The sequence below is a fragment of the Candidatus Competibacter phosphatis genome (genome assembly GCF_012939995.1).
In the GTDB taxonomy this organism is placed as follows: domain Bacteria; phylum Pseudomonadota; class Gammaproteobacteria; order Competibacterales; family Competibacteraceae; genus Competibacter; species Competibacter phosphatis.
On the sequence record NZ_SPMZ01000076.1, the window covers coordinates 20,001 to 45,226 of the forward strand.

Sequence of the window (25,226 nt, forward strand, 5' to 3'; positions counted from 1 at the left end):
GACCACCCCAGCCCCAGAAATGGGGCTCCTTCACCGCATCGCCCATTCACCCCCAGGAGAACGGTATGTTTGAAGAGCGAAAACTCACGGGGTTTACACCACCCATGTCTAAATCTTTCCCCGCTTCTTCCGAAGTTCATATCCTGCGCGACCCGGTCAGAGCGATCTTCATGGCGGGAGTCGAGGCGGCCGATCCCCGCAAGACGGCGGCGCGCGTGCCGCGGGTACAGGACCGGCGCCTGGAGATTCCGCTGGAGCCCGGCTCTGAAACCTTGCCGGTGCACTCCGAGTCCTGGCGACGTATCCCCTCGGGTGGCCATCGGTAAGGCAGCTTGCGCCGCCCACGATGGTGCGGATTGGGATCATTCGGCGCTGGTATTGGCGCTGAAAATCATGGCCAACCACGAGATCGGTAATAAATCAGGCATCGGGCGCTGGCTTTCGCCCTGCCATCACCAGTTCACCTTAGAGAAATTGCGGCCCCCGCTGGAGGATGATTTCATGAACGTACCGAGTAACCTCGATCCCAAGGTGTTGTTGCGAGCGATGTTCGAAGCCGCCATCGCGGCGGCGCAACCGGCACGCTGCGTCCCGCCCTACCTGCCGCAACCGCCCCAGGGTCGCCTGGTGGTGATTGGCGCCGGCAAAGCGTCGGCGGCGATGGCCCGGGCGGTGGAACAGCACTGGCCGGGCGAGCTGTCCGGACTGGTCGTCACCCGTTACGGCTACGCCGTGCCCTGCCAGCGCATCGAGATCGTGGAGGCCGCGCATCCGGTGCCGGACGCCGCCGGGGAGACCGCCGCCCGGCGGATGCTGGAACGGGTGAGCGGCTTGAGTCCAGACGATGTGGTGCTGTGCCTGATCTCCGGCGGCGGTTCGGCCCTATTGCCGCTGCCGGGGGAAGGGCTGACCTTGGCGGATAAGCAGGCGGTGAATCGAGCGCTGCTCCACAGCGGCGCGACGATCTCGGAAATGAACTGCGTGCGCCGCCATCTATCGGCGATCAAGGGCGGCCGGCTGGCGACGGCCTGTCATCCCGCCCGCGTCATCAGCCTGCTGATCTCCGACGTGCCGGGCGACAACCCGATGGATATCGCTTCCGGACCGACGGTCGCTGATCCGACCACTTGCGCCGACGCGCTGGCCATCGCCGGCCGCCATGGCATCAAGCTGCCGGCGGCGGCGCGGCACTTACTCGAAAGCGGTGCGGGTGAAACCATCAAGCCGAGCGATCCCCGGCTGGCCCATAGCGAAATCCATCTGGTCGCCACCCCGCAACTGGCACTGGAAGCCGCCGCCGCCGTGGCGAAACCGACGGGCATCCCCGTTCATATTCTGGGTGACAGCCTGGAAGGCGAAGCCCGTGACGTGGGTACGGTGATGGCGGGCATCGCTCGGCAAGTGGCGTTGCGTGGCCAGCCGTTCGCGGCGCCCTGCGTGCTGCTCTCCGGAGGTGAGACCACCGTGACGGTGCGCGGCCAAGGGCGCGGCGGACGCAATGTCGAGTTCTTGCTGGCGCTCGGCATCGCCTTGGACGGCCATCCCGGCATTCACGCCCTGGCCGGCGACACCGACGGCGTGGACGGCCAAGAGGACATCGCCGGGGCTTACCTCGCGCCGGACACCCTGGCGCGCGCCTGGAGTCTGGGCATCAAACCCCGCGACAGCTTGGCCGACAACGACGGTCACGGTTTCTTCCAAGCCTTGGGTGATTCGGTGATCACCGGCCCGACCCTGACCAACGTCAACGACTTTCGGGCGATCCTGGTGGCCGAAGCCGCTAGGCCCGGTGCATCCGCGCCACCCTCGACCGGCGATTCGGCCCCACCAGTTCCGATTGCGGCCGATCCCCATTGCGGTGCGGAGTGAGCGATGAACGACGCCACAAAATTTCCATCGACCCCCATCGAACGGTGCCCCCACTGCGCGCGAGGCGTGACCCGATACGGGTTCACCACCGGTGACGGTGTGGTCATCGTCACCCACCACTGCGCGGAGCACGGCGACGTGATTCCCGCGCGCCATCGGGTCACGCGGTGTGATCCACCGGACCCGGCGCGAGAAACAGATGTCCGGCCAACCGCTTGCCACTTATTCGATCAGGAGAGCCAACCCTCATGTCCGCCCATCAGCACGCCCCCACAGCCGAACCCTTCTACATCAAAATTCATCCCGAGGACAACGTGGCGATCATCGCCAATACCAACGGTCTGCCCGCCGGCACCCGTTTTCCCTGCGGCTTGGTCCTGACCGAGCCCGTGCCGCAGGGCCACAAGGTGGCACTGGTCGATATCGCCGCCGGTCAACCAAGCCTGGATGCGATCCTGCGGTATCCGCCAGCCGCTGCGGATCAACAGCGGCTATCGGACGCTGGACACGAACGCGAACACCGAAGGGGCGGCGGTCCATTCCCGGCATCTCAGCGGTCAGGCGGTGGACTTCACCGTGGCGGGGATTCCGAGTCCGGTCTTGGCGAAGCTGGCCTTGAAATTCAACGGTGGCGGCGTGGGTGTGTATCCGACCTTCGTCCACGTCGATACTGGACCGGTGCGGATGTGGCGGGGATAAACCCACCTGTTTTCACCCTGATAACCGATTGTTCCGCCACCGCCGCGTTTGCTAGTAACACTTCGGCTTCGGAACCCCGCCCACTCCATCGATGAAGGAACTCGACCTCGCCCGATTGAAAACCGGACTGGCGGAACAACTTGGAATGCCGGTGACAGTCAATTGCGACGGGGACGACCGGGGCCGCTTGGTGGTCGAGTTCACCAACCTGGAAATCCTGGAGGGGGTGCTGGAGCGGATAGGGGTTCGGCCCTGATCAGTCGAATAAATCACGCACCACCCACCGGCTGTATCCAACATGTTGCCGCAGGGATGGCGTCATTCCACTCGATAAAACCGAGGCTATCGCTAGGATGATTGTAGCGCGCTTGTAGCGTTCAACTACCAAGTCGTGGAAGGTCTTGTCTTAAGGGCACTGGGCTTAAACCACTGGATTGACCCTAGTGTCGAGTCGTTGGGTGAGTTCTACTGGGGTGATGAAAACGCTGACGATGCTGGTTTGCCCGGTCTGTGGTTCCCGTGACACCACCGGCCACGGTCGCTATGAGACGGTTCACAACGGAACCCGAAGCCTCCACGCCTGTACGAGCTGTGGAGAGGTCTTTTCGGAGACGACGGGCACCCCGATGCAGGGCATCAAGACGCCGATCAGCAAGGTGGCGGCGGCACTGCGGTTGCGCGGAGAAGGGCTGGGACTGCGCGCGACGGCCCGGATTCTGGGTACCCACAAGAATACCCTCGCCGAGTGGGAACGCCGTTTTGCTGGGATGAAACCCACCTTGATGCTCTACGGGTTGTGCCATGTCTTCATCCAATTGACGTTTGAAGGGGATGAGATTTACACAGTGGTCGGCCAACGGGTTCACCCATCGGACTCGACCGGCTGGACGGCCATCATCCTGGAACGGGCCAGCCGGTTTTTGGTGGAGCAGCAGTGCGGTCGCAAAGACGCCATCTTGTTTAAAAAGGTCATGCGCTCGGTGGCCATGTACATGAAGCGGACCCAGGACACCACCTTTCTCTCCGATGGGGAGCGCCGCTATGGCAACGCCTTGTTCGAACTCTGTGCCCAGACGGTGCGGACCGGGAAGCGGGGCCGTCCCCGCAAGACGTTGCCAAAAGGCTGTCGGGTACGCCTCAAAAACAAAGGCAGTCAACGGCATCGGCGCGGTCCCAAGCGCCCGAAATATCAAGCCCCCCAACCCGAACATCCCCGACACCCCGCGCGATATTCCCAAGGCGCTCATCCACGCCAATCATCTGGAAGGCCACAACGCGGCCTTACGGCGGCGCAACAGTGCCTTTCGGCGCAGAACCAACACCTATGCCAAGAACGCCGACGCGCTGCAACGCACTCTGGACGTGCATCTGTTGCAACACAACTTCATCCGTCCACACTGGACCACCGGCGAGGTACCGGCCGTGCGATTGGGCATCATGGCGACCCCTTTGCGCCTTGAAGCGATCCTAATGATGCCAAAGGCTGCATGATACCCAAGCGACAGTAGGTCAGTCCTTCTCTTCCCTTCCCACCTTATCCAGAGATGCGGCTTACAACAGTGGTTTGAGCCCAGTGCCGTCTTAAGCAGCCACAGGGATTATAGAGCACAATCGTCAGTGAAAAAATCGGCAGGCTCTCCAAACACTTTAGCGATCAAAATCGGTGGGTTCAGATTGACGGAGTGGATTGATGTCAAAACGAGTATCGGACGTCCGATACTCGTTTTACATTTGCTAGGAGGCGCCGTGTTCCTCCGGGGGACGCAAACGGGAAAGATGCTCTCGGAGTGCCTCGCTGAGTTCGACGAGAGCCTGGTAATGCTCGTCGTCGATCACCTCAATGCGCTGTATCTTCCGTAAAAATGCCCGACCGGACCCCACAGCTTTTTCCTGGACAGGCGCACTCGGGTTCGCGGTCGTCTTCGCCCGGCGGGTCTCGCGAACCGTCCATTGGCCACGCTTCATAGATTCCCAGAATATTCGTTGTTGGTCGGCATCCTTAATACGAGTAAGTTCGATGAGAGCGGATTTGGACACCACACGACTATCGGACGTCCGATAGTCTTCCTTGATAAGAAGAGGCAGGCTATTGAGTTGCAAGGTCTCGCTCACGGTGTTCTGCGCTTTCCCAATCACCTTCCCCAATTCCTCTTGGGTGTAGTGGTAGCGCGCCATCATTCGTTCAAGGGCTTCGGCTTCCTCCAGTGGGTTCAGGTCTTCGCGCTGGATGTTTTCGATGAGGGAAATTTCATCGGGGTTGCCCTGGGTAATGATGGCGGGGATGGTAGTCTTTTCTAGAAGTTGATGCGCCCGAAACCGCCGCTCTCCGGCAACAAGGAGGTATCCCCCTTCGCTCGCGTCGCGCTTCTTCAAGGTGATCGGCTGGATCAAGCCTTGGCGTTCGATAGAATGAGCGAGTTCACGCAATTTCTCCTCGTCGAACGTTTTCCGAGGCTGGTCCGGATTGGGGTGAATCTCGCTCAAATTCACTTCCACGATTTTCGGCAAATCGGGCGAGGTACCAAAGAAGAAATCTTTTTTCGATTTGGGCGGATTCATGGAAGTGTGTTTTATGACTAATAAAGTTTGGAAGGACTATAGCTCTCCTCAATGAGTTGTGGTCGACTCAGGAGCGGAAATCCCCCCCTGACCCCCCTTTTTCAAAGAGAGGCACCGCGCCAGCGGCAAGGGGGATTTAGCTCGGCGATCCACGCTTCCACGACTCAAGGAGGGTTGCTATAAAAGGTTTCGATTAAGGCATCAGCGACGGTGTAATACACCTGCACGCCGGGGGTTGTAGGCGCGATTTCGAGGGTGGGTTTACCTTCCATGCTCGCCTTGTCGTAGGCGGTACTTCGGTTAATTGGTTCGAATATGCGAACCCGGCGTGATTTGAGTCCCGCCCGGACCCGTTCCAAGGTTTCGTTGTCGTGCAAGTTACGCGGGTTGTACTGTGTCGGCAGTACGCCGAAAATCTGCAAGGTCGGGTTCAGGCGCTGCTGGAGCTTCTCGATGGTCTGGAACAGCCGTTCCACGCCCCGAAACGAGAGGTGGTCAGTCTTAACCGGCACCAAAACCGCATCGGCCGCCGTCATGGCATTAACGGTCAACAGTCCCAAGGATGGCGTGCAGTCAATGAGCACAAAATCGTAGCAGTCTCGGATTTCCCGTAATTTGTCCCGTAATACCGTCGGGGCAGATAGAAGCACGTTGGTGATGAGTTCTGGCTCGGCGTCAGCCAGCGCGATGCTGGATGGTACGAGAGCTGGGTTTTTACCCAACACTAGCGCTTCGAGTGGCGTCTCGCCCAAAAGAGAGAAATACAGAGTTTTCTCCTGTTCTTCCAGGACGTTCGGGTCATAATCGAAGTACATGGTGAGACTGGCTTGCGGGTCGGCGTCCACCGCCAGCACACGCTTCCCCCCGGTTCGCCAGCGCGTAGGCCAAATTGATGGTGGAAGTAGTTTTGCCCACGCCCCCTTTCTGGTTAGCAATCGCAATTACGGTGCTCATAGGTGTTTTGCTATTGGATCAGATAGTCCACTGCTCCGGGCTCCTTACCACAAAAAAGATAGTTCCCGGCTGCATATAGGTACGGTTTTCCTTCACGGTCAGGTGACCGGGTAGGATACCTGGGTCTCCTCGACCACTTGGTTTATTGGGTGGTCAAAGCTTGTCCCCTCCTTTTTGCTTTTGGAGTCGGTAGTTCCGGTATACCCGGAACATCTCGCGGAACAGCTCACTCTTAGTACGCTGCTCTTCTTCAGCCATGCGCTCGAACTCATCGGCCATCGTCGGTGGGATGGAAAAACCTACCATCCGTGTCATGCGTGTCACGGATATACCTCGTTTGAGTTTAAAAATGTTTCAAGAAAGATAATCTTTATTATTGTAAGAGGTGGATAAGCTTTTTTGACATCCTCCTCGGCCTGAATGGCGGAGATTCTTACGGCGCTCAGGCGTGCCTCAATGCCGCGCCTGAGTCGCTTCGGTGGGTTCCTACTGCTAGCGGCATTACCGCATCGCTCACTTTACAGGTTAACCGGGCGTGTCTTGCCCTTAACACAGCTAAGGTGTTGTGAAACGCTTGGAATTTTACCAGAAGCGAGTATGACTGGGTTCGCGTTTGACCACTTTAATCGGACAGGAGGTACAACGGCCTGGATAGACTGTCTACAAGCCATGTGGTTTACAACCACTTTTGGAAGTAGCTGCAACGAGTTTCTGGAAATGGCTGCGTGTTTCACACCCGTCGTAACCAGATCTGTGGAAAGTTGCAACGGCTGTTGGAGGTAACCACATAAATTTCACGCCTCCCCCCGAAGACCGTGTCATGTGACACGATCTTCGGGTCATGTGAATCATTTCTCGTGTCATCTCCAGAAGTGGCTGCGACTTTTCACAGAAGGCGTTGCGACTGGCGTAAGATGGATAACTATCTCCAGAAGGCGTTGCGACTTTTCACAGAAGGCGTTGCGACTGGCGGGGAACGCGACCCCCTCATTGCGCCCTGCCCAGCTCGATGAACCCGAATCCAGCCACGTTGCCAGACCCGAAGGGTCGCGAGGTCGCCGAAGACAGGCGATGGGCGATCCCACCGAGTCCACCACGGCCTCAACCCCCCTCGTCGCGATAGCCGAGCCGTTCGAGTAAACCATCGAGTATTTCCAGATCGTCGAACGCGAGGATCAAGCGCCCGGACCCTGCCCGAGCATACTCCAGGGTGACCGGGACGCCGAGCTGCTCGGATAACCGGCCTTCGAACCGCGCGTGATCGGGATCGCGAGGGTCGGCGTCAAACGGGATCGTGGCCGGGTCGCGGGGATCGCGGCGGATCTGGCGCATCAGGGCTTCGACTTGCCGCACGGTCAGCCGCTCGCGGCGAATGCGGCGGGCCAGATCGAGCTGGCGCTTGGGTTCCAGCCCGACCAGGACTTTGGCCTGACCGACGGAAAGCGTCCCCTCGGCGATCCATCGCCGGACGGTCGGTTCCAGGCGCAGCAGGCGGAGCAGATGGGAGGCGACGGATCGGGAATACCCTCGGCTGGCGCCAGCGCGGGTGATGCTGATGCCTTGCCGCACCTGTTGTTCCAGTGCGCGCGCTTCTTGGATCGGGTTCGGCGGGACGCCTTCGGCAGACAAGCGCCGCACGCGCCGGACCTCCTCATCTTCCAGACCGTCGCGGACGAGCGCCGCGATTTTCGACAATCCGGCTTTCTGCGCGGCGAGCCACTGTTTTTCGCCGGACACGATTTCGTAGTGGGTCGGGCGCGTCTCCGGGATGGGGCGGACGGTGACCGGGTCGACGAACCCCAGCGCCCGAACGATTTCGACCTCTGCGGCGCTCGGCCAAGGCAGCGGCCGCCGCGGGCGCTGGGCGCTCAGGCGCAGGCGATCCAGGTCCAATTCGAGCCACACGAGACCATTCCCGTCAATCCGCCAACTCGCTGGCCCGTCGGCGCTGAAGGGAAGGAGGGTCCCAATCCAGCTCGCGCAGCAGCGCGCGGTCGATCCGTTCCCGGCCCGAGCGGATCGCTGCCTCGGTGGCCAGGTTCAACACCGTCGCCAAGTCCCCGATGGTACCTTCGCTGAGGGCCAGCAATTCGGCGGCCACTTCCGGCGCGTGCAGGCGCGAAGGTTGGCGCAACGGCAGCAGGCGTTCGAAGCTGGCCAGCAGCTTGCGGTACTCGTCGTTCAAGGTCCATTTGGGTAGCGCCAACGGCCGGAACCGATTGGCCAGTTGCGGATCGGTTTGAATGGCGCGCAGCGCGTCGGCGGTGCCCACGCCCACCAGGGGAATTTGCAGGTCGTTGCCGAGGAATTTCAGCGTGTTGAGCACGATCCGCTGCGGTTCGAGGCGGCTGGCCAGCAGATGGTGTAACTCATCGATGATCAGCATTTTCACCTTGAGATGACGCAGCAGCAAACGGGTCTGTACCAGTTTGTACCCGGCCGGGAGCCGCGACCGGTAGGGCGCTTGGACCTGTTCCAGCACTTCTTCGTAAAACCGGCCTTCATCGGGAACCGGCGGCATTTGCAGCGTGACGACCGGGCACAGGCGACGCTCGCCATCCTCGGCGAGAAAAGCGGGATAACGGTCGGCAAACTGCTGGACGATGCAGGTCTTGCCGTTGTTCGTGGGCCCGACCAGCAGCACGTTCGGCATGCGATGGGTGGGCGGATGGCGCATCAACGCCTCCAACCGGCTCAGTGCCGTCTGCGCTTGGGTATAGCCGATCCAGCGGGGCTGCAACAGCCACGTCAAGCGTTCGTCCGGGCTGCGGTCGAGCTGAGCGCGGGCGCTCGGGTCCAGATGCGAGCTGTCGGCGGCGGCGTTCATTCGCGCCGGCGACCGACATAACGGTCGGCAAAGGGGGGTGATGGCCTCGGGAAGATCGGCCCCGTCAACGTCGAGTCTCGCGGCGCAGCCGACCGATGGATCGAGGGGTTCGCGGTGTTGGTGGTGGTCCCGCCGCTGGGCGCGGCGGCGGTTTTGGGTGGCGTCGAGGGCCTGCGCTTCGATCTGGCGGAGACGCTCGTAACCGGCAAACAACGCCGCTTCGTCGATGCTGTGTCGGCCTTCGGCTTTGAGCCGACGCCGCACCTCGCGCAGTTCCCAGAGGCTCATGCTCGGCGCCGCCAGCCGGCGGTAAGGGATGGGAAAATACTGCTTCAGTTCGGGGTCGAAGAAAAAAACCGTGCTGATATCGCGCGGGTCCCGCCGCACGACGAAGGTGCGTGGCCGCTTCGCAGGCCCCGGCTGCGCGGCGCGTATCCACGGCTTGAGGACGTCGTGGTAATAGTAGATTTCGTCGATCCGCAGCCCGTAGGGTTGCACCGTCCGCTCCACGTAGGGAAGAAAATCGAGCCGTAGCCGTTCGGGATCGGCGGGTAGCGGCCGCAGGCCACAACCGGGCCGTTCGCCGTTCCCCAAGATGCCCTGTTGGTATTTTTTGAGTGGCGACATCCCGAGGCCCTGGTGGAGCTTCTGGTGATAGACCTGGGCGATGTAGACGGCCAACCAGCGTTCGAGCTCGTCGAGCGTCATCGCGGCCTTTTGTGCCGACGGGTAATCCCCGCGCTCGGCGAGATTGGAAAAGGTGGTGCCCGGCAAGGCATGGATGGCCTGGTTGAGCGTGCCGCACAGCCGTTCGATATGACCGCCGAAATGCGGTCGCCCGACCGGTCGCCAGTGCAGGTCGATGCCGTATTCGGCGCAGGCCCGCCGCACCATCGCACCCCGAAACTCCGGCGCGTTATCGGCGTGGACGCAATCCATCAGCCCGCCGATCGGCCAAGGGGCATCGATCCCCTGCCGGGCCAGCCAAGTCTCCTTGGGCAGGATGGCCCGCGCCAGGCAGAGTCCCACCGACAGGGCGCAGGGCGGGTCCAGGGCGAGATAAAAACCGGCGATCCCCCGGCTGAACACATCGATGGCCACGGTCAGGGTGGGCCGACCGATCGGCAACCGTTGGCGGTCGTCGACCACCAGCACGTCCGCCGGGGTGTGGTCGATTTGGATCACCGCCAGCGGCCAGTCCGCGTTCGGAAACGCGCCCACGACCGGGTCGTGGCGATCCCGGGCCGCGCGGGTCCCTTCGCGGCGGCGCAGCCGGACCGGGCCGGCGATCCGGGCGATGCGCGCGCGCAGCGTGTTGATGTGCGGGGCCGCGACTCCAGCTTGATAGCAGCGCCGCCGCAGTTCCTGGTACGTGGCTGCCGCGCTCGGCTTCTGGGCCGTCAAGTAATGGTCGTCGATCACCGCGGCGATGAGCGCTTCCACAGGGTCGCTCAACCGGCTATCCCCGCGCCCCCCCTTGGAATTGCCCGGCAACAAAGCCGAGCACTGCCCCGTCGCTTGGTAGCGGTCCAGCCAGCGATAGAGCGTGGCCCGATCCACCCCGGACTGGCGGGCACATCGCTCCACGTCCACCGCCGAGCGCCGTTCGCTTTCCAGCAGCGGGCGGATCGCGGCGTAGCGCGCCTCCGCGATCCGCCAGCTCGCCTCGGAAACCGTGCCGAGATCGGGAGGAGAGGGTGCGAGGCCGTCTTTAGCGCGGGTCATCTTCGTCCTCGCCAGCATCCACGAGACCGGGGTTCGCCGGGTGTCGGGCACCGCCGTCGCCACCGTCGGTGCGTGCTCGGAGCACGCTGTAGGGGGTCAGCAACCGATCGAGATCGACTCCAATCTGTCCGGTCGCCACCAGGTGCCACAAGGTGGCCAACGCCTCGGCGTGCCGGAGAGGGTTGAGACAGGCCAGCGCCAGCAGGGCGTCCGGTGTGGCCGTGCCGTGCGCCCGGAGCGCGGTCAACAAGGCATCGCGGTCCGTGTCGTCAACCCGCATTGGGCGGTAACGCAAAAGAAAACGGATGTTCCCGAGCCGCGGCGTGCGGATTTCCCGCTCCGTGACCACGCGGAATCGCCATCCCCGGTCGCGGGCATAGTGCCGGGCCGCCGTGAATTTAGGCCGGTACTCCGCACCGTGCTCGCGCAGATCGCCGCGATATTTGACCTCGCACAAGGCGGGCGGTCCACCGGGTTGGCCAGTCGGCTCCGGCCGATAGCGGACCAGCACGTCGGGTGTGTAGCGGCAGAGTCGACCTTCAGGGTTATGGTACGGGATCGTGACCGGCTGTTCCTCGAACGACTCGACCCGCCGGTCGAACTCCAAGAGCAGGAAAAAATCCTTTTCCAGCGTCGACTCGAACCCGATCGGGTTCCGATTCTTGACGCTGGCAAACCGGCCGGTGACGTTCCGGTAGCTCTTGGGGATCGAACGGGCCACCATAATAAAATCGCTTGAAATCAAATCCAGTCGCACCCACTCCTGTGAATTTTAATCCAGTCGCAGCCACTTCTGTGAAAAGTCGCAACGACTTTTGGAGAAAAATCACTTAACCCCTTGATCGGTGGTCATCGGAGTCGCACCCACTTCTGGAGATGACATCTCGTCCAGTGGTGCGTACTAGCGTTTCTTCTTAAACACCACTTGCAACATGGGCCAGGCGCAGATTGTGGCCTGTGGGGTCTTCGTGTTGTCTTGGCCTCGCGACTATAGAACTTGGTCTCGTGTTGTCGTCAGTGTGTTTCTTCCTATTCTGGGTGTGCCTGTACCTACGTGTCCTTGGTCTATTGACCGTGCTTCGTGGACGCCTCTAGCTGCTATCCATGAGATGGTATAAGAAATCATCAAGTGATGGAAGTCTAGTCTTTTGATCTTTTCGGTTTGTTTGTTGATGTTCTGAGAAAGCTATTGAGTAATAGCGCCACCACCTAACGGTGGGGATGTCCGACACTAATGGAGGGCTTGGGGATGGTTCCGCGTGGTGTTCGACAGTTATTTTAAAAATATTCGACACTTAATGAACGGCAATTTGATTGCGGCGAGCCGTGATGAGTCGTCAGGGGTCCGATTCGGCGCTGGAAACCGCTCGCTTGATCCGCTCGGCAGGGAATCGGCCGGCGGGAGGAGGAGGGGGAACGGTGGACGGCCGACGCGAGGCCGCGTGGGCTTGGCCCCGAGGGGATTGAAGGGGTGACGGAGGGTGAGGCGGTGGCGAGGGGGGGACGCCCCGCTTCAGTCGGGCGGTCGCCCTCGCAGCCGGCCCAATAGCGCGCCCAGCGCGGCGTGGGCGGTGTCGCGCCGCGCGGTGTCCATGACCGCCTCGGCGGGTGCCACCGGGGCGGCGGTTTCGGCACGTTGGCGAGCGGCGTCTCCATTCAGGGCGCGCCGGCCTTGCTCGGCCGCCGTGGCGGTGGCGTCTTGTCGGCGCCGATGGCGCCGATGGCGCTTGACCGCTTTGTCCCGCTCATGCTGAAGCCATTTGCTGAGACCAAAGACTTGGAAGAGGGCTTCGGGCACGCCGCGAATGGCTGGTAGACCCCGGTAGTGGTCGTCGCCGGTCGATTGGGTGCGCGGGTGGACGGTGACCAGCCCGGCGCGGCGCAGGTCGCGGCAGGCCCGCTCGGCCCGGCGTCGGCCGAGGCCGGCTCTTTCGGCCAGAAACGCCAGCGATAGCCCTTGGGTCGAGCCGTCGGCTTGAGGAATCCCCACCCGCAGGGTGGCTAGGTCGAGGTAGTGCACCAGCGCGCCCAAGAGATCCAGGCAGGCTTCCCGCCGCTCGCTGCGCTGTTGCCGGGGTGAGCCGTTGGCGGCGTTGAGGCTGGGTAGGACCGTCGGGTCGTCGAAGTAGGCGCGGACCCGTTCCTGGAGTTGCAGGAGGATCTTGGGTCGGGCGGCGTGCTGGGGGGGCGGTGCGAACCAGCGCGGGGCAGCCGGATCGTGCCCGCAGCGGTTGCCAGCGACGGTGACCACCTTGGCGATGGCGGTCGCCAGCCGGTCCGGGGGGGCGCTCGGAAAGGGCGGGCCGCACATGGCCGCCGGCGCCGCGAGAGCGCCGGGAACGGGCACGGGGGGCAAGCCAGGCGGACATGGCCGGGACAGGCTCGGGTCGGACCGGGGCCGCCCACAGGGTTCGGAGGCGGTCCGGCGTCGAAGCCGGTGGAGGTCGGTCAGGTCGTTACTGCGGCACGCGGCCGGGCGGTTCGCTGAGCCGTCGAGGACGGCGCATTGCCGTCCCGCGGAGGGATGCACGCGGATCGCGAATCTGGGTGTTGTTCATAAGACTCCCCTGGTTAACAAAGACAAATAACCCTCGGAGGAGGTCTTGCAAGTCCCAACCGGTCCGCTATAATCAGATTCAGTTGAGTTGAATGCTGATTGTCGTCCTTAGCGGATCTTTGGCCGGTGATCTTTGCAAGACGTCCCCTGGAACCCTCGCCTTGGCGGGGGTTTTCAGTTTTGGGGGCGCTGCTTTTGCTTTTCTGGTGCCGACAAACCTCTTGTTGCGTTCGAATCACCCGGGTCGGGGGTTCGGTCATTCTTGCCATTATAGCGGGCAAATCCCCTGACGGTGCAATCGTTGGACACCGGCGATGAATCGGTCGCCGGGCACGGCGCACGCGCCACCACCGTTTGCGGACGCAATCGGGGAACTTCAAAAACATACCGATGGCGCGCCGCGCAAGACCGGGTGACTTCCGTCAGCGTCCAAGCCAGGAACAATGCGGTCCCCCGCTCGATGTCCGAGACCTCCAGCCATGGGTTCCGTGCCCGCAACGTGTGGATCAGCCCGTCCAGCGATGCCAGCGGCTGACGCGCGATTCGGCGGTTTTCCTGAAGACACCAGAGGTCGTAGGCGATGCGTTGGGGTTCGCGATCAAGCCGGTGCGGGTTTCTGCTACACTCCGGGGCCGTCGCGGGAGTGTCGGCGGGGTCGACCGTGCAGCTATCGGCGGGGGCAGGCTTAACGCGCATCAGGACAACCCCGGTCCGCGCGCGGGTATCCGCCGGGGCAAGCCGTCTCGCGGTGGTCGAGCACGTCGTTCTTGGATCGGGCGCCTGATGAACACCCGATGTTTCGGGATGAGCGCCAGCTCCTCGACAGCGCGCTGCGTCGTCCAGGGTTCGTGGATCACGGGATACGTCCCGGTCACCGGGCGATGAGAACGGGTAGGTTGCCGTTCCGCCGCGAGGGAAACCGGAGCGTCGGACGACAGAGGGAGAACGGAATACCCGGTGGGCGCGGGGCAGTATACCGGCGGGCAATCCGGTGAACTAGCCATGGCTGACCTCCAATGTAGGTCGGTACTGGTCAGGTTCTGGGGGAGATTAAAGTCTCCGCCAGAACCGCTTCTGACGCCGCTCGTTATACGGAGCGAACAAACCGCGACGCCTATCCTGCTTCCCGCGAGCGGGAAGGGGATTGCAACCACTAAAGATGCGCCGGCGACCGCCGACGACCGAGCAAAAAATGCAGAGACCATGTCTCACCTCGCGCAAGGCACACCCACGATACGATCAGCTCCCCATCTTAGGGAAACGGAATACGATCGCTGCTTTGTGGCCGGCTCACCGCGTTATGATGAGACAACTGTGATTGAATCGAATGAAGGGCGAAACAGAAAACTGACCCTCGTTTACGAGTCAGCGCTGTAGGCGCTTGCCCGCGCGCCTCGGACCCCGAGGACGCTTGCCCGATATCTGCAAAAAATACTATAGAAAAAAAATCTTGACCATGCAAGCTTTTTAGTGATGCCCCGATCGAAAGCGGTGGAGGAAAGCGCGTGCTGCTTCGCGCTCGGTGCCTCGGATGTTGGTCCTAAATGGATTATCCATGGCTGTCTGGGCCAGCGTCTCACTCGCCGCAAGAATGTCCCCCGCTAGCGCCACCGCTTTCACGTTGCGCGCCGAGGCCCGCGTGACCAGCATTTTGAACGCGCGTTGTTCCGAGATCCGTAGAAACCCCCATCAATACCCCCCAACGCCTTGTTGACGGCGGGATTGTCTCGCAGGGCGCGGCGCAGGTTGCGTTGCTCCCGGCCGCGCTCCAACGCGACCTGGACATGGCGCAGGAAGGTTTCGGCGTCAAGCGGCTTGACCAAGTAGCCCAACGCCCCTTGATCGATGCAAGCCTGGACCGCCTCGGGCGACCGGTCGATGGTGAGGGCCAAAAAAGGGACATCGGGTTGGAGACGGCCCGCCAGCTCGATCCCGGATAGATCGGGCAGGTGCAAGTCGACAATGGCGAGATCAGGGCTGTGGTTCCGTGCGGCGGCCAAGCCGCTCGCTCCGTCGCGGGCGGCAGTAACGCGATAGCCTTCGGTCGTCAGCAAGGCGGTCAGCAGTTGGCAGGTGATCGTGCAATCATCGACGACTAAAATACAGGGCGTTGTTTTTTCGGTGGACATGACGCAATCCTTCCATTCGATCGTGATGTGATTGAAGCGGATACCCTCAAGCGCGGCGCTCACGATAGGTCTGGCCGGCCCGAAGGCTGCTCGCCCGGCGCCGCACTGGGCCGTTCGAGAACGGAATGGCCCAGCGGACGCGGAAGCCATTCAATCGCCGGATCCTGGTTCATCCTTCCTTAGTTGCGGGAGCCGGCCGATGTCGCTGTATCGCCCGCCGCACGGCCCGTATGAGATCGACTTCGCCGAGCGGTTTGGTCAACACGCCGTTCGCGCCCGCCGCCAGAATGCGTTGATGGGTCGGTTTATCGGCGCTGGCGGTAAATCCCAAGATCGGCAGATGATCGAGTGCGGGTAACGCTCGGATCTCCCGGATCGCCGCGATACCATCCTTGCCCGGCATCTGGATGTCCATCAGGATCAGGTCGAGACCGGGTTCCGCCGCCTGCGCCACCGCCGCGTCGCCGTCGCCGGCTTCGAGTACTCGCGCGCCGTTCCCTCGCAACTGATTCGCCATGATCGCCCGATTGATCGCGTAGTCCTCGACCACCAGCACGGTTCGGCCAGCCAAAGGCCGGTGCGGCGGCGAGAACGGCGTGACCGGATCGATTTTCGAAATCGTGCTCGGCGTGTTCTCCTGAAAGACCCGTGCCAGCGCCACGCGCAACGGATCACGGGTCACGCCCGACCACAAAATCAGGTCCAGTCCCCCCTGCCGCAGCCGTTGCTCCACCCCCGCATCGCAGCGCGTTTCCAGCACGATCAACCGATTCGCTTGGCGACGAAGCCCCGCCACCACCGTTGGCAACATCCCGGCGGACAATCCAGAGAGGTCCCGCGTGACCGGCAGGTCGTGAACTGAGTCGGACACTGGCGCGATCGCCAAGGCGGTTGGTGAAAGCGCACATTCCACGACGGCGATGCCCAGATCGGCCAAGCGAGTCGAGACCGAGGCCCGAAACGAAGCCCGTTCGTCCGCCACCAGCGCCCGCAATCCGGCCGGGATGACGGCTGCGGGCGGGCGGGCGCTCATCGGCTCGACCGGCAAACGGAGCGGTAGCTCGATCGTGAAGATCGAGCCGTCATCCAAGGCGCTGGCGACGGTGATGCGACCGCCCAGCAGCTCGCAATAGCCTTTGACGATGGACAGGCCCAAGCCGGTGCCGGCATGGCGGCGATTCAGTGCTTCGTCGACTTGCTCGAACGGCGCGAAGATCGTCTTCAGTCGGTCAGGCGGAATGCCGCAGCCGGTGTCGGATACTCGCACGCGAAGGACGGGTGTTGGGTTCGGGGTGACGTCGGACATGGAGGCGCTCACCTCTATTTGCACCACGATTCCGCCCGATTCGGTGTATTTGACGGCATTACCGAGCAAGTTGGCTAGGATCGCGTGAAACGCTTTACGATCGCTTTCCACGGCCGGCGGCACGTCCCGCGCGACGATCACATCCAGGTAGAGCCCACGTGGAACCAGTAGCGGTTCCAGCGGCGCGGCGACAGCATCCAATTCGTCCCGCACCTCCAGCGGCACATGCGTTGGCGCGTACTTGCCTTTTTCCAGTTGGGTAAAATCGAGAATGTCGCTGATATGACGATACAGGGTCTCGGCGGCGGCCGAGATCGTACGTAGGGTCCGGGTCTCGGCTTCGGCTCGCTCGGCTTTCAGCAGATGCTCGATCAAACCTTGAATCGAGTACAGGGGGGTGCGCATTTCGTGCGAGACCTTGGCCAGAAACAAGCTTTTCGCTTGATTCGCCCGTTCGGCGGCGCGCGATTGGACCTGGAGGGCCTCCAGGGTCTGCTGGTACTCCGATCGGATCTCGGCGAGTTCTCCGTCCAGACGCGCCTTGCCGCGCTCGATGGCATCGGCCAACAGGTTCACGCCTTCTTGGAGCGTGCCCAACTCGCAGGCGTCGGTTTGGCGGACCCGCGCGGCGAGATCGCCGTTTTTGATGCGCTGGATCGCCCCGGCGATTTGGCGGATGGCGCCTGATAGTCGCTGACCGGTCCAATGCGCGAGACCGACGGCACCGGCGAACGCCAGCAGAACGCCTCCCAAATCCCAGAGCAGGCGTCGCTGCCAATGGGCTTGCGCGGCGGCCACCGATAATTCGACATCCACTCGACCCAAGAGCCGTGGAGCCGGCGCGGAGGTGGAAAACGAGAGGGGTTGCAGCAGCACCGGCGCGGCAAACCGCAGGGGTTGTTCCTCCACCGAAGCCACGATCGGATCGGTCAAGGGCTCCGGTACCGGTAGCGCCGGATTGGCGGTGGGCCACCGGTACAACAGCTGACCGTTCCGGTCGGTAACGGTCACACCGCGCACGGGCGTTCCCAGAATGGCGGTTGCTGGCTGGACGGCGGCCTCCACGATGGCCGGTAGTTGCGCCAGTGCCCCGGTCGCCAGGCCATATTCCAGGGCGGCGGCCAGTTGCGCGGCCAGTAACTGGCCCTGCTGGTTCAGCAACCGCTGGTTGAATTGGACGTTGCCTTGGTAAATCACGAACACCAACAAGCCCGTCACCACCAACGCTGGAGCCAGCGCGATGGTCATGATCTGGCGGTGGATACTGAGGCGGCACGGACCACGGATGAAAAACAGCATTGATCTTCTCGATTCGTAAAGTTCAAGGTGTCGAAAACAGTGACCAAGCACGGTGAATCGCTTCGGCGGAAACGCTCAGGGTTTCGGCCACGGTCCGGTTAATCGCGACGCGAACCGACGCCGGATAGGTCGGATGAGGCGTTCGGCCATGGGCCAGTTCGGCGATCAGGGCGCGCATCTGTTCCGGCATTCGCCGCTCATCGGCGACCACGGCCGCCAGAACCCCCGCTTCGACGTATCGCGCGGTCGATCCGCCAAGGACGGGCACGCCTTGACGCACGGTCATCAACAGCAGCGGCTTCAACGACCATTCGTTGACGATGTTCGCGTCGGGTGGCAACAGCACGGCATCCAGGCCGGTCAAACGCGGACGTAGCATCCGCACGGCGTCCAGATCATCGGTGACGGCGATTTCGTCCAGCGCGAATGCCAAGCGTCGCCCCTCGACCCGGAGCGACATCAACCATGCCGGTTCGGGAGTGGGGACCAGTACCCCCACGGTTCGAGCATTTGGCAACAGCGCGCGCGCCAACCGCAAATCCAGCGACGGATCGGCTTCGCGATAGATCGCCGAGACGGGTTCGCGCCGCGCGTCGGCGAGCAACGGCGCGAGTTGCTGACGGGTCATCCCGACCAGCAAGGTGGGCAACTGACAAGCCCGAAGGATCATGCGGGCTGCTTCGTCACCCAGGGCGACCACCACCTGGGCTCGTTCGCGATGGCACAGATCAGCGAGGGAGTCGAGCGTCTGGGTCTTTCGAGCGGGAATTGGCGGCCCTTCGGGACGATCCAGGCTTAGAAAGCCTTGCAAGGTGACGTCCGCGCTCGGTCGAGCCAGCGTGAAGCACAAAGTCGGTGAACGGTGAGGATCGCGCGACCACGCCTGATAGAGCGGCGTTTCCTCTGCCGTCAGAAATAACAGCGTACTGGCCGCCACCAAGTTGGCATTGAGGATTAAACAAACACTCAGCACCCATCGACCGAGTCGTCGTCGCCACATGAACTGAAATCAGTAATCGACCGATACACGGAAGAAGAGGGTGCGATCCCAGGATTGATCCGGCAAATAATCCTCGATGGGTCCCAACAAGTTGGCGCCGATGACCTCGGCAGCAACAGGGGTGGAACCGAGCTTGAAGCGCTTAGCGATCCGCGCGCCCAATTGGTGATAGCGGTCGATCGGCTCGTCTCGATACCACTGCATCCCCGACTGATAGTCGTAGTTCAAACTCGCCTGCCAACCGTTGCCGAATTCCTGACTGACCAGTAGCCCCAACCCATGGCGTGGCGCGGTGTCTTGGTAGCCGGCATCGAAGCGCGTCCCCGAGGCGTCGATGGTCGTCAGCGCGTAACTGGCAAAGAGTCGGGTACCCGATCCATTGCGCCAATCCCATTGCGCTTCCAGCCCGCGAACCGTGATCGGGTCGTCGTTGGCGAAGTCCAGAACCACGCCCGGCAGCATGGTCGGCACGTCGGGCGCGGGTCGGTAGTAGGTGCCAATGTAGTCGGAATAGCGCTCGCGAAATAGGCGCGCGTCGAATTGATTGCGCCCGGACTGCCAATGATAGCCCACCTCCAGGGAACGGCTGATTTCCGGGTCGAGATCACCGCTGGCGATGACGCCATAGATCGTCAGCGGCGCGTTCGTCGCGCGCACGATGGCCCGACCGTCGTTTTCGTACAGGGTGGGTTGGCGCGAGCCCGTCGCGTAGGCGATCCGCAGGGTTTGCCGACCGTCCAGATGATGGTGGACCGAGATCCGGGGCAGAAACAGCCACGATCGCGTGAGCGACGAATGCTCCAGCATGGCGCCGACATTCACCACCCAGGCGGGATCGATTCGGTACTCGGTGTGACCCGCCAACCAGGACACCGCGTTGTCCAAAGTCTCGTCGGTATCGAAGTAGCGGGGGGGAATGCACCGCCTCGTGGTAATAACCGAGGCCGGCCGTGGCGCGCCAGCGGTCGGAAAAGCGTCGGAGATATTGGGCGTCGGCTTCGTAACGCGTTTCTTGGATGTCGTAATCGAAACGCAAGACGATGCCGGGGAGCAGGCGGTCGTTGGTAAAGCCCTGGTCGCCGTAGTGAAAGGCGTTGTGCGACAACGTGACGACCCACTCGTCATTCGCCGCGCCAGGCCACCGCCAGCGCAGGCTCTGAAAATGATCGGTGACTGGAAAGTCGCGCGGATTCGTTGGCAGGGCGGGGTTAGGGTCCTGAATTTGGTAATCGCCCCGCGCGAATCCGGCTTGCAGTTGTAGTTCGCCACCCGCCGCGAACGGGATGTCGCCGAGGAACGATAGATTGGTGTTGCGGCGGTTATCGTGGATGCCTGGATAGCCGTCATCGCCCACGCTCGCCAGGGAAAAGGCGTAATTCAACCTTCCCCATCGTCCGCCGTATCGCAGGAAACCGTCGGCGATGCCGTCATCGCCGCTCGTGATTCGACTGGAAAAACCGGCGTATTCAGCGGCGCCGCCGGTCTGGATGTTGATCACCGCTTGTAGGGCATTGGAACCATACGCGGCGGCGGCCGGGCCTCGGATCACCTCGATCCGTTCGATGTTTTCCAGGGGAACAGGCAGGTTGTTCCATTCGATCACGCCTCGCGCATATTGAAAAATCCGCTGCCCGTTCAGCAGCAGCAGAGTGCGACGTGCGTACTCGTCGTTCAGGCCGTGGTAGGCGGCGGTCGGCAGACTGTTGATCTTGTAACCGACCTGAAAACCGGGCACTAAGCGGAGGACATCCACCAAACGACGCGCGCCCGAGGCTTCGATCAGTGCGCGGTCGATCACCGTCACTGTGCTGGGCGATTCATCCAAACGTTGGGGCAATCGTGAGGGCGTCAGCACCAACGGCGGGCTACCCGGCTCCAGGTCGTCACGATCGCCACTCGTGCCAGCGGCGATCCCTAGATGAGAATTTGATCCCATGCTGGCCAGCACGAGAACATACCAAACAGTGCGCGAGGAAGACCACCCGAAGAGCGGGCGTCCTTGGCGCGCTGGCGACGGCACAGACAGGTATCGACACAATTTCACCGAAATGACCCTCACCAAAAACACCCGGCACCGACCGATCAGCAGGGTGGTCGGCCGAGGGGGGTTGAAGGGTCACCGCGTTATGATGATACCCGCTATGTGTTTAGCGATTACGCTCCTGCGCTATCCGCAAGCCTGTTTACAACCCGCGGATGTTTTTCCCAGTCCTCGATGGGCACCGCTGAAAACGCTTCGAACGCGCGTTCCAGCGTCCGCCACGCCACCGCCAGGGCATCTGGGGAGCGGCGCGCGAGAACGCCCGCTTCCAAATCCCGCGCGGCGGCGGCAATCCGTTCCGCGCCGAGATAGGCGCTGCCGGAGCGCAAGCGGTGCGCCCGCTCGCGGATCGCCTCCCAATCCGGGGGGTCGAGCGCGCGCGCCTTGGCCAGCTCGGCTCGTTCGGCGGGCAGATCGAGGCAGTATTGTTCGATCAACGCACGAGCCAACGTCGAGTCGCCACGACAAGCGGCCAATGCCGTTTCGACATTGAGTAGGACCGGCACGGTTTCCATGACTGGACGTTCGATGACTGGATAACAATGGCAGCTTATCGCGATGGGAGCGCGGCTTCAACCCAGCCCCCACGCCGCACCTCAACGTGAGCGCGCGGTCTGGGGTAACATAATCCGAGGTTAAACCCAGCAGACCTCGACGGCGCTCATGCTTCCCGCAACGTTGTTATTCGGTGGCGGACTCTTGTTTTGGTTAGGATTGTTGTCCGGCCGACGTGCCTTGCTGTACGGCGGTGGGATTCTGCTCGGGACGCTGTTTGCGTGGATGGTGGAACTGGGGAACGTCCAGCCCACGATCCTACCGGTGCTGGCCGGGATCGTCGTTTTGGCGCGGGCGCTCGCAACGAATCACCTCCCGACCGTCGTCGGCCGAACGATGGGTTGGCTGACCTACGTGTCGAGCGTCTTGCTCTTGGGGTTTCACCGACTTCCGGGGTTCACGCCCGTTTCGCTTCTGGAAACCGATAGCCTCGTTGCTGGGTTCCCGCCCGAAAAAATGATTTTGCTCGGGATCGTGCCACCGCTGGTACTGGCTCGCATCGAACCGGATCGTTGGCGTTGGGGAATCGAGCGACCTCGAAAAACGTTTGCGTTGCTGCTATCGGCCACGCTGCTGGCGCTCATCCCGCTCACGCTGTTGCTGGGCCACGCGCGGCCGGGCTGGACGACGGCGCCGATCCCGGCTCTGGCTTACGGGCTTGCCTACAACCTTGTGTTTGTTTGCGTCCTGGAGGAGAGTTTTTTTTCGAGGGATCGTGCAAACCGCGCTCATGCGTTGGGCGCATCACCGCCGCTGGCCCCGTGCCGATACCCTGGGCCTGATCGGTACGAGCGCGTTTTTCGGAGCGGTTCATCTGGGCGGCGGATTTTCGTTCGCGCTTCTGGCGAGCTTGGCTGGGCTCGGTTACGGCGCGGTGTATTATTGGACTGGGCGCATTCATTACGCCGTGATGCTCCACTTCACGGTCAACGCTGTGCACCAACTCGCTTTCGCGGCACCTCCAACCACATCCTAAAGTCCCGATCATTCAAAACCTCATCCATCCGCATGTCCACCGCCCGCAAACAAGCCACTACCCTCCACCGCCACCTGATGGCACGCTTCCCCAAGGCCTTTCCCCAGGACTACGACGCGATCCTTCCCCTCAAGCTCGACATCGATGTGGACATCCGCGAACGGTTGATCCACCAGGGCGAGCCAGTCGATCCCGACCTGCTGCGGCGGGTGTTGGCCAACCATACCGGGCGAGCCGGCTATCTCTTGGCGGTGTTGCACCGACCGGGTGGACTACGCTACGACCTGGACGGGCAGCCGGCTGGCGAGGTGGACGCCCTGGCTCGTAGCGAGGCGGTGCGCCTGCTGGGCGAGCACCAGCGGCGGCAGAAAGAAACCGCCACCCGCCACCGCCAGCACCGTGCCCTGGAGAAACAACAGCAGGCGGCCAAGGCCGCGCGGATCGCCGAGCGGGAGCGACGAGCCGCCGAAAAGCAGCGCCGGCGCGAGGAAAACGAGCGCAACCGCTTGCGAAACCTGGAACGGAAAGCCGCCGAGGACCGTGCCCGAGAAGCCGCGAAACGAGGCGAACAGCCACCGCTGCCGACGGTGACCTATCGGAAGCGGCGTCGGCCCGCGCCGAAAAGCTAACCCCGGCGTTTGCCGGGTTTTTTTCCCGGCGCGCGCTGGGGCTTTACGTCTGGGGGGTTGGCGTCATCGGCGGCATCCGGTGTTGGGGCCGGGGTTTGGGTCCGAAAAGGCCGGCCGCGAGGCGTTCGGGCCGACGTCGTGCCCGATGCGTCGGCGCTCAGCTGAGCACCGGTTGACCAAGAGTGGGTGCGCTGGAGATCCACACCTTCCAGGGATGCCTGCCGATCGAGCAGGCGTTGATACTGCTCCCAATCCTGCCGGGACTTATTGAGGACCAGATACAGCAAGGACGCGGTCAAGGCCTGCACGGGCTCGCTGGCCGCATAGCCCCGCGACCACCCATACCCCGCCGCGCCGCTCCACGCCCAACAGCAGCGCCAATTCCGTAAACGTCAAATCGACCCCACGCTGGGTACGCAGGGCCTCCTGCAAATCCAAGGGTTGCGCGCCCAATCGAGCCAGTTCGGGGAACACATCCAGTAACCGCATATGCAGCGCGATCGTGCGGCTGGGCAGGGGAGCGTCCAAATGCCGCCGCCAGGCATACCAGGTCACGGGCGTCATCCCTAACAACTCGCAGAATCGGCTCACGCCCAGACCCAGTTTCTGGCGTAAGGGGTCCAGATCGTGCGCCTGGACGGGCCGGTCGCCCGGGATGAGGGTATCGACCGGTGGCTCGTCATCCACGCGTTGCGTCGGGTCCGCCGGTCCGGGCGTGGGTTCGGCCCAGACGATGAGTCGAGGGCGTTCGCTGGCCAGCGAGCGCGGGATCGCAAAGCCGGTGAGCTGACAGGGGATCATCTGTTGTTCACACCGCCAGGCGTCGGACCAAGACTGCGCCTGTGGGTGTTGGCTCAGCGCTTCCAACCGCCGCTGGGTCATCAATCCATCATTGACATACGTGACCAAGCGGGTGCCCACCGCCAGTTGGGGGTCCAGCCCAATGGCCACGCACGCCGCGCGATTCAGGTACCAGATTACCCCATCGGGCGACAGCTCGAACGCGGGATGATCACTTTGTTGCATCGCCGTATCCACTATGGCGGCAAGACGCGTGACATCGTCGAGGGTGGCCAGCAGCAATCGAGTGAGGTGTTCCAGGGACAGGGCCATACGGTGTGTGGTGCGTTGGGAAAGTCATGATGGATATCACCCTATTATCACAGACCACGCTCGCCTTACCTAGAACGTGTGGTTGATCCTATTTTTCGTGCGCCGAATTTTTTATCGTTTGTTGAACATTGCATCCGATTTCCTGAGTGACAACCCATTCCATGCGTTTGTAGGCCATTAATTTATTTATACTTTAAATTACTTTATAAAATAAAGCCCAAACAACAATAAATATTGTTGACTTATGAGTGTTCATGAGGCTAAATAAAGTACGATTTCTTGTCATCAACGAGGCCATGACCATGGCATCGAAAGCACGCCCTTTGAGCTTGGGCTTTGCCACCGCGCTGATTCTTTCGGTCAGCCATGCCGCCGACACCCCCACTCCGGCGCTGTACCGGGGTTACACGATCATCACGGAACCGGTCATCGACCCGGACCTCCGGCAGATCGTCTACCGGCCGGTGCAAGGACGCACCGTGTTGGAGGGTCTACTGCAAATCCTGGAGGGGACGGGGTACCGCTTGGCCAGCGAGGACGCCGCCGATCCCGATATCGGGCGGCTGTACCAGCAGCCCTATCCCGAAAATCAACGAAATCTCGGTCCACGCGACTTGGGCACGATTCTGGAACGCCTGGCGGGACCGGCGTGGCAACTGATCGAAGACCCGGTTAACCGCCTGGTCAGCTTCGAGGTGCGGCCGGCCTATCGGGTCGGCGCGGTCTCTCGGGTCCCGACCGGGTTTGAGTCGCCCGCAGAGGCGTGGGATCGGCGGGGAGGTCAGCGATGAAACGCCACCGGATCGTCCTGCCGTGCGTACTGGGGGTGGGTTTGCTCGGCTGCCAGACCGTACCCCCGACGTCGCTCCCTTAGAAGCTGTGAAAAAACTCAATTACCTAAGCTACCTCTAAAGCAGTCCCTTGTAATAATACTCGTTCTTTACAAATTCTTCGCAGCATGAGTCGAATTGAGGCCATATAAACATGG

At 62.2% G+C, this 25,226-nt stretch carries 20 protein-coding genes and 3 pseudogenes; 8 read left to right on the forward strand and 15 right to left on the reverse strand.

Translation table 11 applies throughout. The features are described 5' to 3' along the window. Positions 1-104 precede the first annotated feature (104 nt). The 5 genes and pseudogenes from E4P82_RS19190 to E4P82_RS19210 all read left to right on the forward strand — a co-directional run bounded on the left by E4P82_RS19190 (position 105) and on the right by E4P82_RS19210 (position 4,059). Positions 105-326, forward strand: a complete 222-nt coding sequence (locus tag E4P82_RS19190; protein WP_169250383.1) for a hypothetical protein — start codon at positions 105-107, stop codon at positions 324-326. A 175-nt stretch (positions 327-501) separates the two neighbouring features. Further along, positions 502-1,869 carry a glycerate kinase type-2 family protein gene (locus E4P82_RS19195; protein WP_169250404.1) on the forward strand — a complete coding sequence of 456 codons (1,368 nt, stop codon included), beginning with the start codon at positions 502-504 and terminating at the stop codon, positions 1,867-1,869. A 447-nt stretch (positions 1,870-2,316) separates the two neighbouring features. Continuing rightward, the gene (locus E4P82_RS19200) at positions 2,317-2,568 is read left to right on the forward strand and encodes a YcbK family protein (protein WP_169250384.1); all 252 of its coding nucleotides are present in this window, start codon (positions 2,317-2,319) and stop codon (positions 2,566-2,568) included. 91 nt (positions 2,569-2,659) lie between these two features. Beyond that, entirely contained in the window at positions 2,660-2,824 is a 165-nt protein-coding gene (locus E4P82_RS19205) for a hypothetical protein (RefSeq protein WP_169250385.1), read from the forward strand. 220 nt (positions 2,825-3,044) lie between these two features. Then, positions 3,045-4,059: pseudogene (locus E4P82_RS19210) on the forward strand (transposase). A gap of 243 nt (positions 4,060-4,302) precedes the next feature. Here the strand turns inward: E4P82_RS19210 and E4P82_RS19215 are convergent. The 14 genes and pseudogenes from E4P82_RS19215 to E4P82_RS19280 form a co-directional block, all read right to left on the reverse strand. Then, the gene (locus E4P82_RS19215; RefSeq protein WP_169250386.1) at positions 4,303-5,127 is read right to left on the reverse strand and encodes a ParB/RepB/Spo0J family partition protein; all 825 of its coding nucleotides are present in this window, start codon (positions 5,125-5,127) and stop codon (positions 4,303-4,305) included. A 164-nt stretch (positions 5,128-5,291) separates the two neighbouring features. Further along, positions 5,292-6,081, reverse strand: a pseudogene (locus E4P82_RS19220) (ParA family protein). 153 nt (positions 6,082-6,234) lie between these two features. Then, positions 6,235-6,396 (reverse strand): ribbon-helix-helix domain-containing protein, encoded by a 162-nt coding sequence (locus E4P82_RS19225; protein WP_246327734.1) that lies wholly within the window; start codon positions 6,394-6,396, stop codon positions 6,235-6,237. A 786-nt stretch (positions 6,397-7,182) separates the two neighbouring features. Continuing rightward, positions 7,183-7,986: a ParB/RepB/Spo0J family partition protein gene (locus tag E4P82_RS19230; RefSeq protein WP_169250388.1), complete on the reverse strand. Its 804-nt coding sequence runs from the start codon at positions 7,984-7,986 to the stop codon at positions 7,183-7,185. 13 nt (positions 7,987-7,999) lie between these two features. Further along, positions 8,000-10,633 (reverse strand): TniB family NTP-binding protein, encoded by a 2,634-nt coding sequence (locus E4P82_RS19235; protein ID WP_169250389.1) that lies wholly within the window; start codon positions 10,631-10,633, stop codon positions 8,000-8,002. Next, positions 10,620-11,357, reverse strand: a complete 738-nt coding sequence (locus E4P82_RS19240) for a TnsA endonuclease N-terminal domain-containing protein (RefSeq protein WP_169250390.1) — start codon at positions 11,355-11,357, stop codon at positions 10,620-10,622. Before E4P82_RS19240 ends, E4P82_RS19235 begins: the two co-directional genes overlap by 14 nt. 789 nt (positions 11,358-12,146) lie before the next feature. Continuing rightward, complete coding sequence (locus tag E4P82_RS19245) at positions 12,147-12,980, reverse strand: hypothetical protein (RefSeq protein WP_169250391.1); 834 nt, start codon at positions 12,978-12,980, stop codon at positions 12,147-12,149. Between the two features lie 384 nt (positions 12,981-13,364). Further along, on the reverse strand, positions 13,365-13,886 hold the full coding sequence (locus E4P82_RS19250) for a hypothetical protein (RefSeq protein WP_169250392.1): 522 nt from the start codon (positions 13,884-13,886) through the stop codon (positions 13,365-13,367). Positions 13,887-14,806: 920 nt separating this feature from the next. Then, the gene (locus tag E4P82_RS19255) at positions 14,807-15,319 is read right to left on the reverse strand and encodes a response regulator (RefSeq protein WP_169250393.1); all 513 of its coding nucleotides are present in this window, start codon (positions 15,317-15,319) and stop codon (positions 14,807-14,809) included. Positions 15,320-15,488: 169 nt separating this feature from the next. Further along, the gene (locus E4P82_RS19260; RefSeq protein ID WP_169250394.1) at positions 15,489-17,924 is read right to left on the reverse strand and encodes an ATP-binding protein; all 2,436 of its coding nucleotides are present in this window, start codon (positions 17,922-17,924) and stop codon (positions 15,489-15,491) included. Positions 17,925-17,946: 22 nt separating this feature from the next. Beyond that, complete coding sequence (locus tag E4P82_RS19265; RefSeq protein WP_169250395.1) at positions 17,947-18,924, reverse strand: type 1 periplasmic-binding domain-containing protein; 978 nt, start codon at positions 18,922-18,924, stop codon at positions 17,947-17,949. A 9-nt stretch (positions 18,925-18,933) separates the two neighbouring features. Next, complete coding sequence (locus tag E4P82_RS22510; protein WP_312915781.1) at positions 18,934-20,271, reverse strand: TonB-dependent receptor plug domain-containing protein; 1,338 nt, start codon at positions 20,269-20,271, stop codon at positions 18,934-18,936. 160 nt (positions 20,272-20,431) lie between these two features. Continuing rightward, positions 20,432-20,860: pseudogene (locus E4P82_RS22515) on the reverse strand (TonB-dependent receptor plug domain-containing protein); the annotation flags it as partial. Between the two features lie 218 nt (positions 20,861-21,078). After that, the gene (locus E4P82_RS19280; protein WP_169250397.1) at positions 21,079-21,480 is read right to left on the reverse strand and encodes an Hpt domain-containing protein; all 402 of its coding nucleotides are present in this window, start codon (positions 21,478-21,480) and stop codon (positions 21,079-21,081) included. Between the two features lie 770 nt (positions 21,481-22,250). On the opposite strand from E4P82_RS19280, the gene E4P82_RS23865 reads away from it, so the two are divergent. Then, positions 22,251-22,496 (forward strand): CPBP family intramembrane glutamic endopeptidase, encoded by a 246-nt coding sequence (locus E4P82_RS23865; RefSeq protein ID WP_420887144.1) that lies wholly within the window; start codon positions 22,251-22,253, stop codon positions 22,494-22,496. Between the two features lie 77 nt (positions 22,497-22,573). Then, complete coding sequence (locus E4P82_RS23870) at positions 22,574-23,125, forward strand: ProQ/FINO family protein (protein ID WP_478219236.1); 552 nt, start codon at positions 22,574-22,576, stop codon at positions 23,123-23,125. A gap of 264 nt (positions 23,126-23,389) precedes the next feature. Here the strand turns inward: E4P82_RS23870 and E4P82_RS19295 are convergent, their stop codons facing one another. Continuing rightward, positions 23,390-24,238 (reverse strand): hypothetical protein, encoded by an 849-nt coding sequence (locus tag E4P82_RS19295; protein ID WP_169250400.1) that lies wholly within the window; start codon positions 24,236-24,238, stop codon positions 23,390-23,392. A gap of 302 nt (positions 24,239-24,540) precedes the next feature. On the opposite strand from E4P82_RS19295, the gene E4P82_RS19300 reads away from it, so the two are divergent. After that, the gene (locus tag E4P82_RS19300; protein WP_169250401.1) at positions 24,541-25,029 is read left to right on the forward strand and encodes a hypothetical protein; all 489 of its coding nucleotides are present in this window, start codon (positions 24,541-24,543) and stop codon (positions 25,027-25,029) included. The last annotated feature ends 197 nt before the right edge of the window (positions 25,030-25,226 follow it).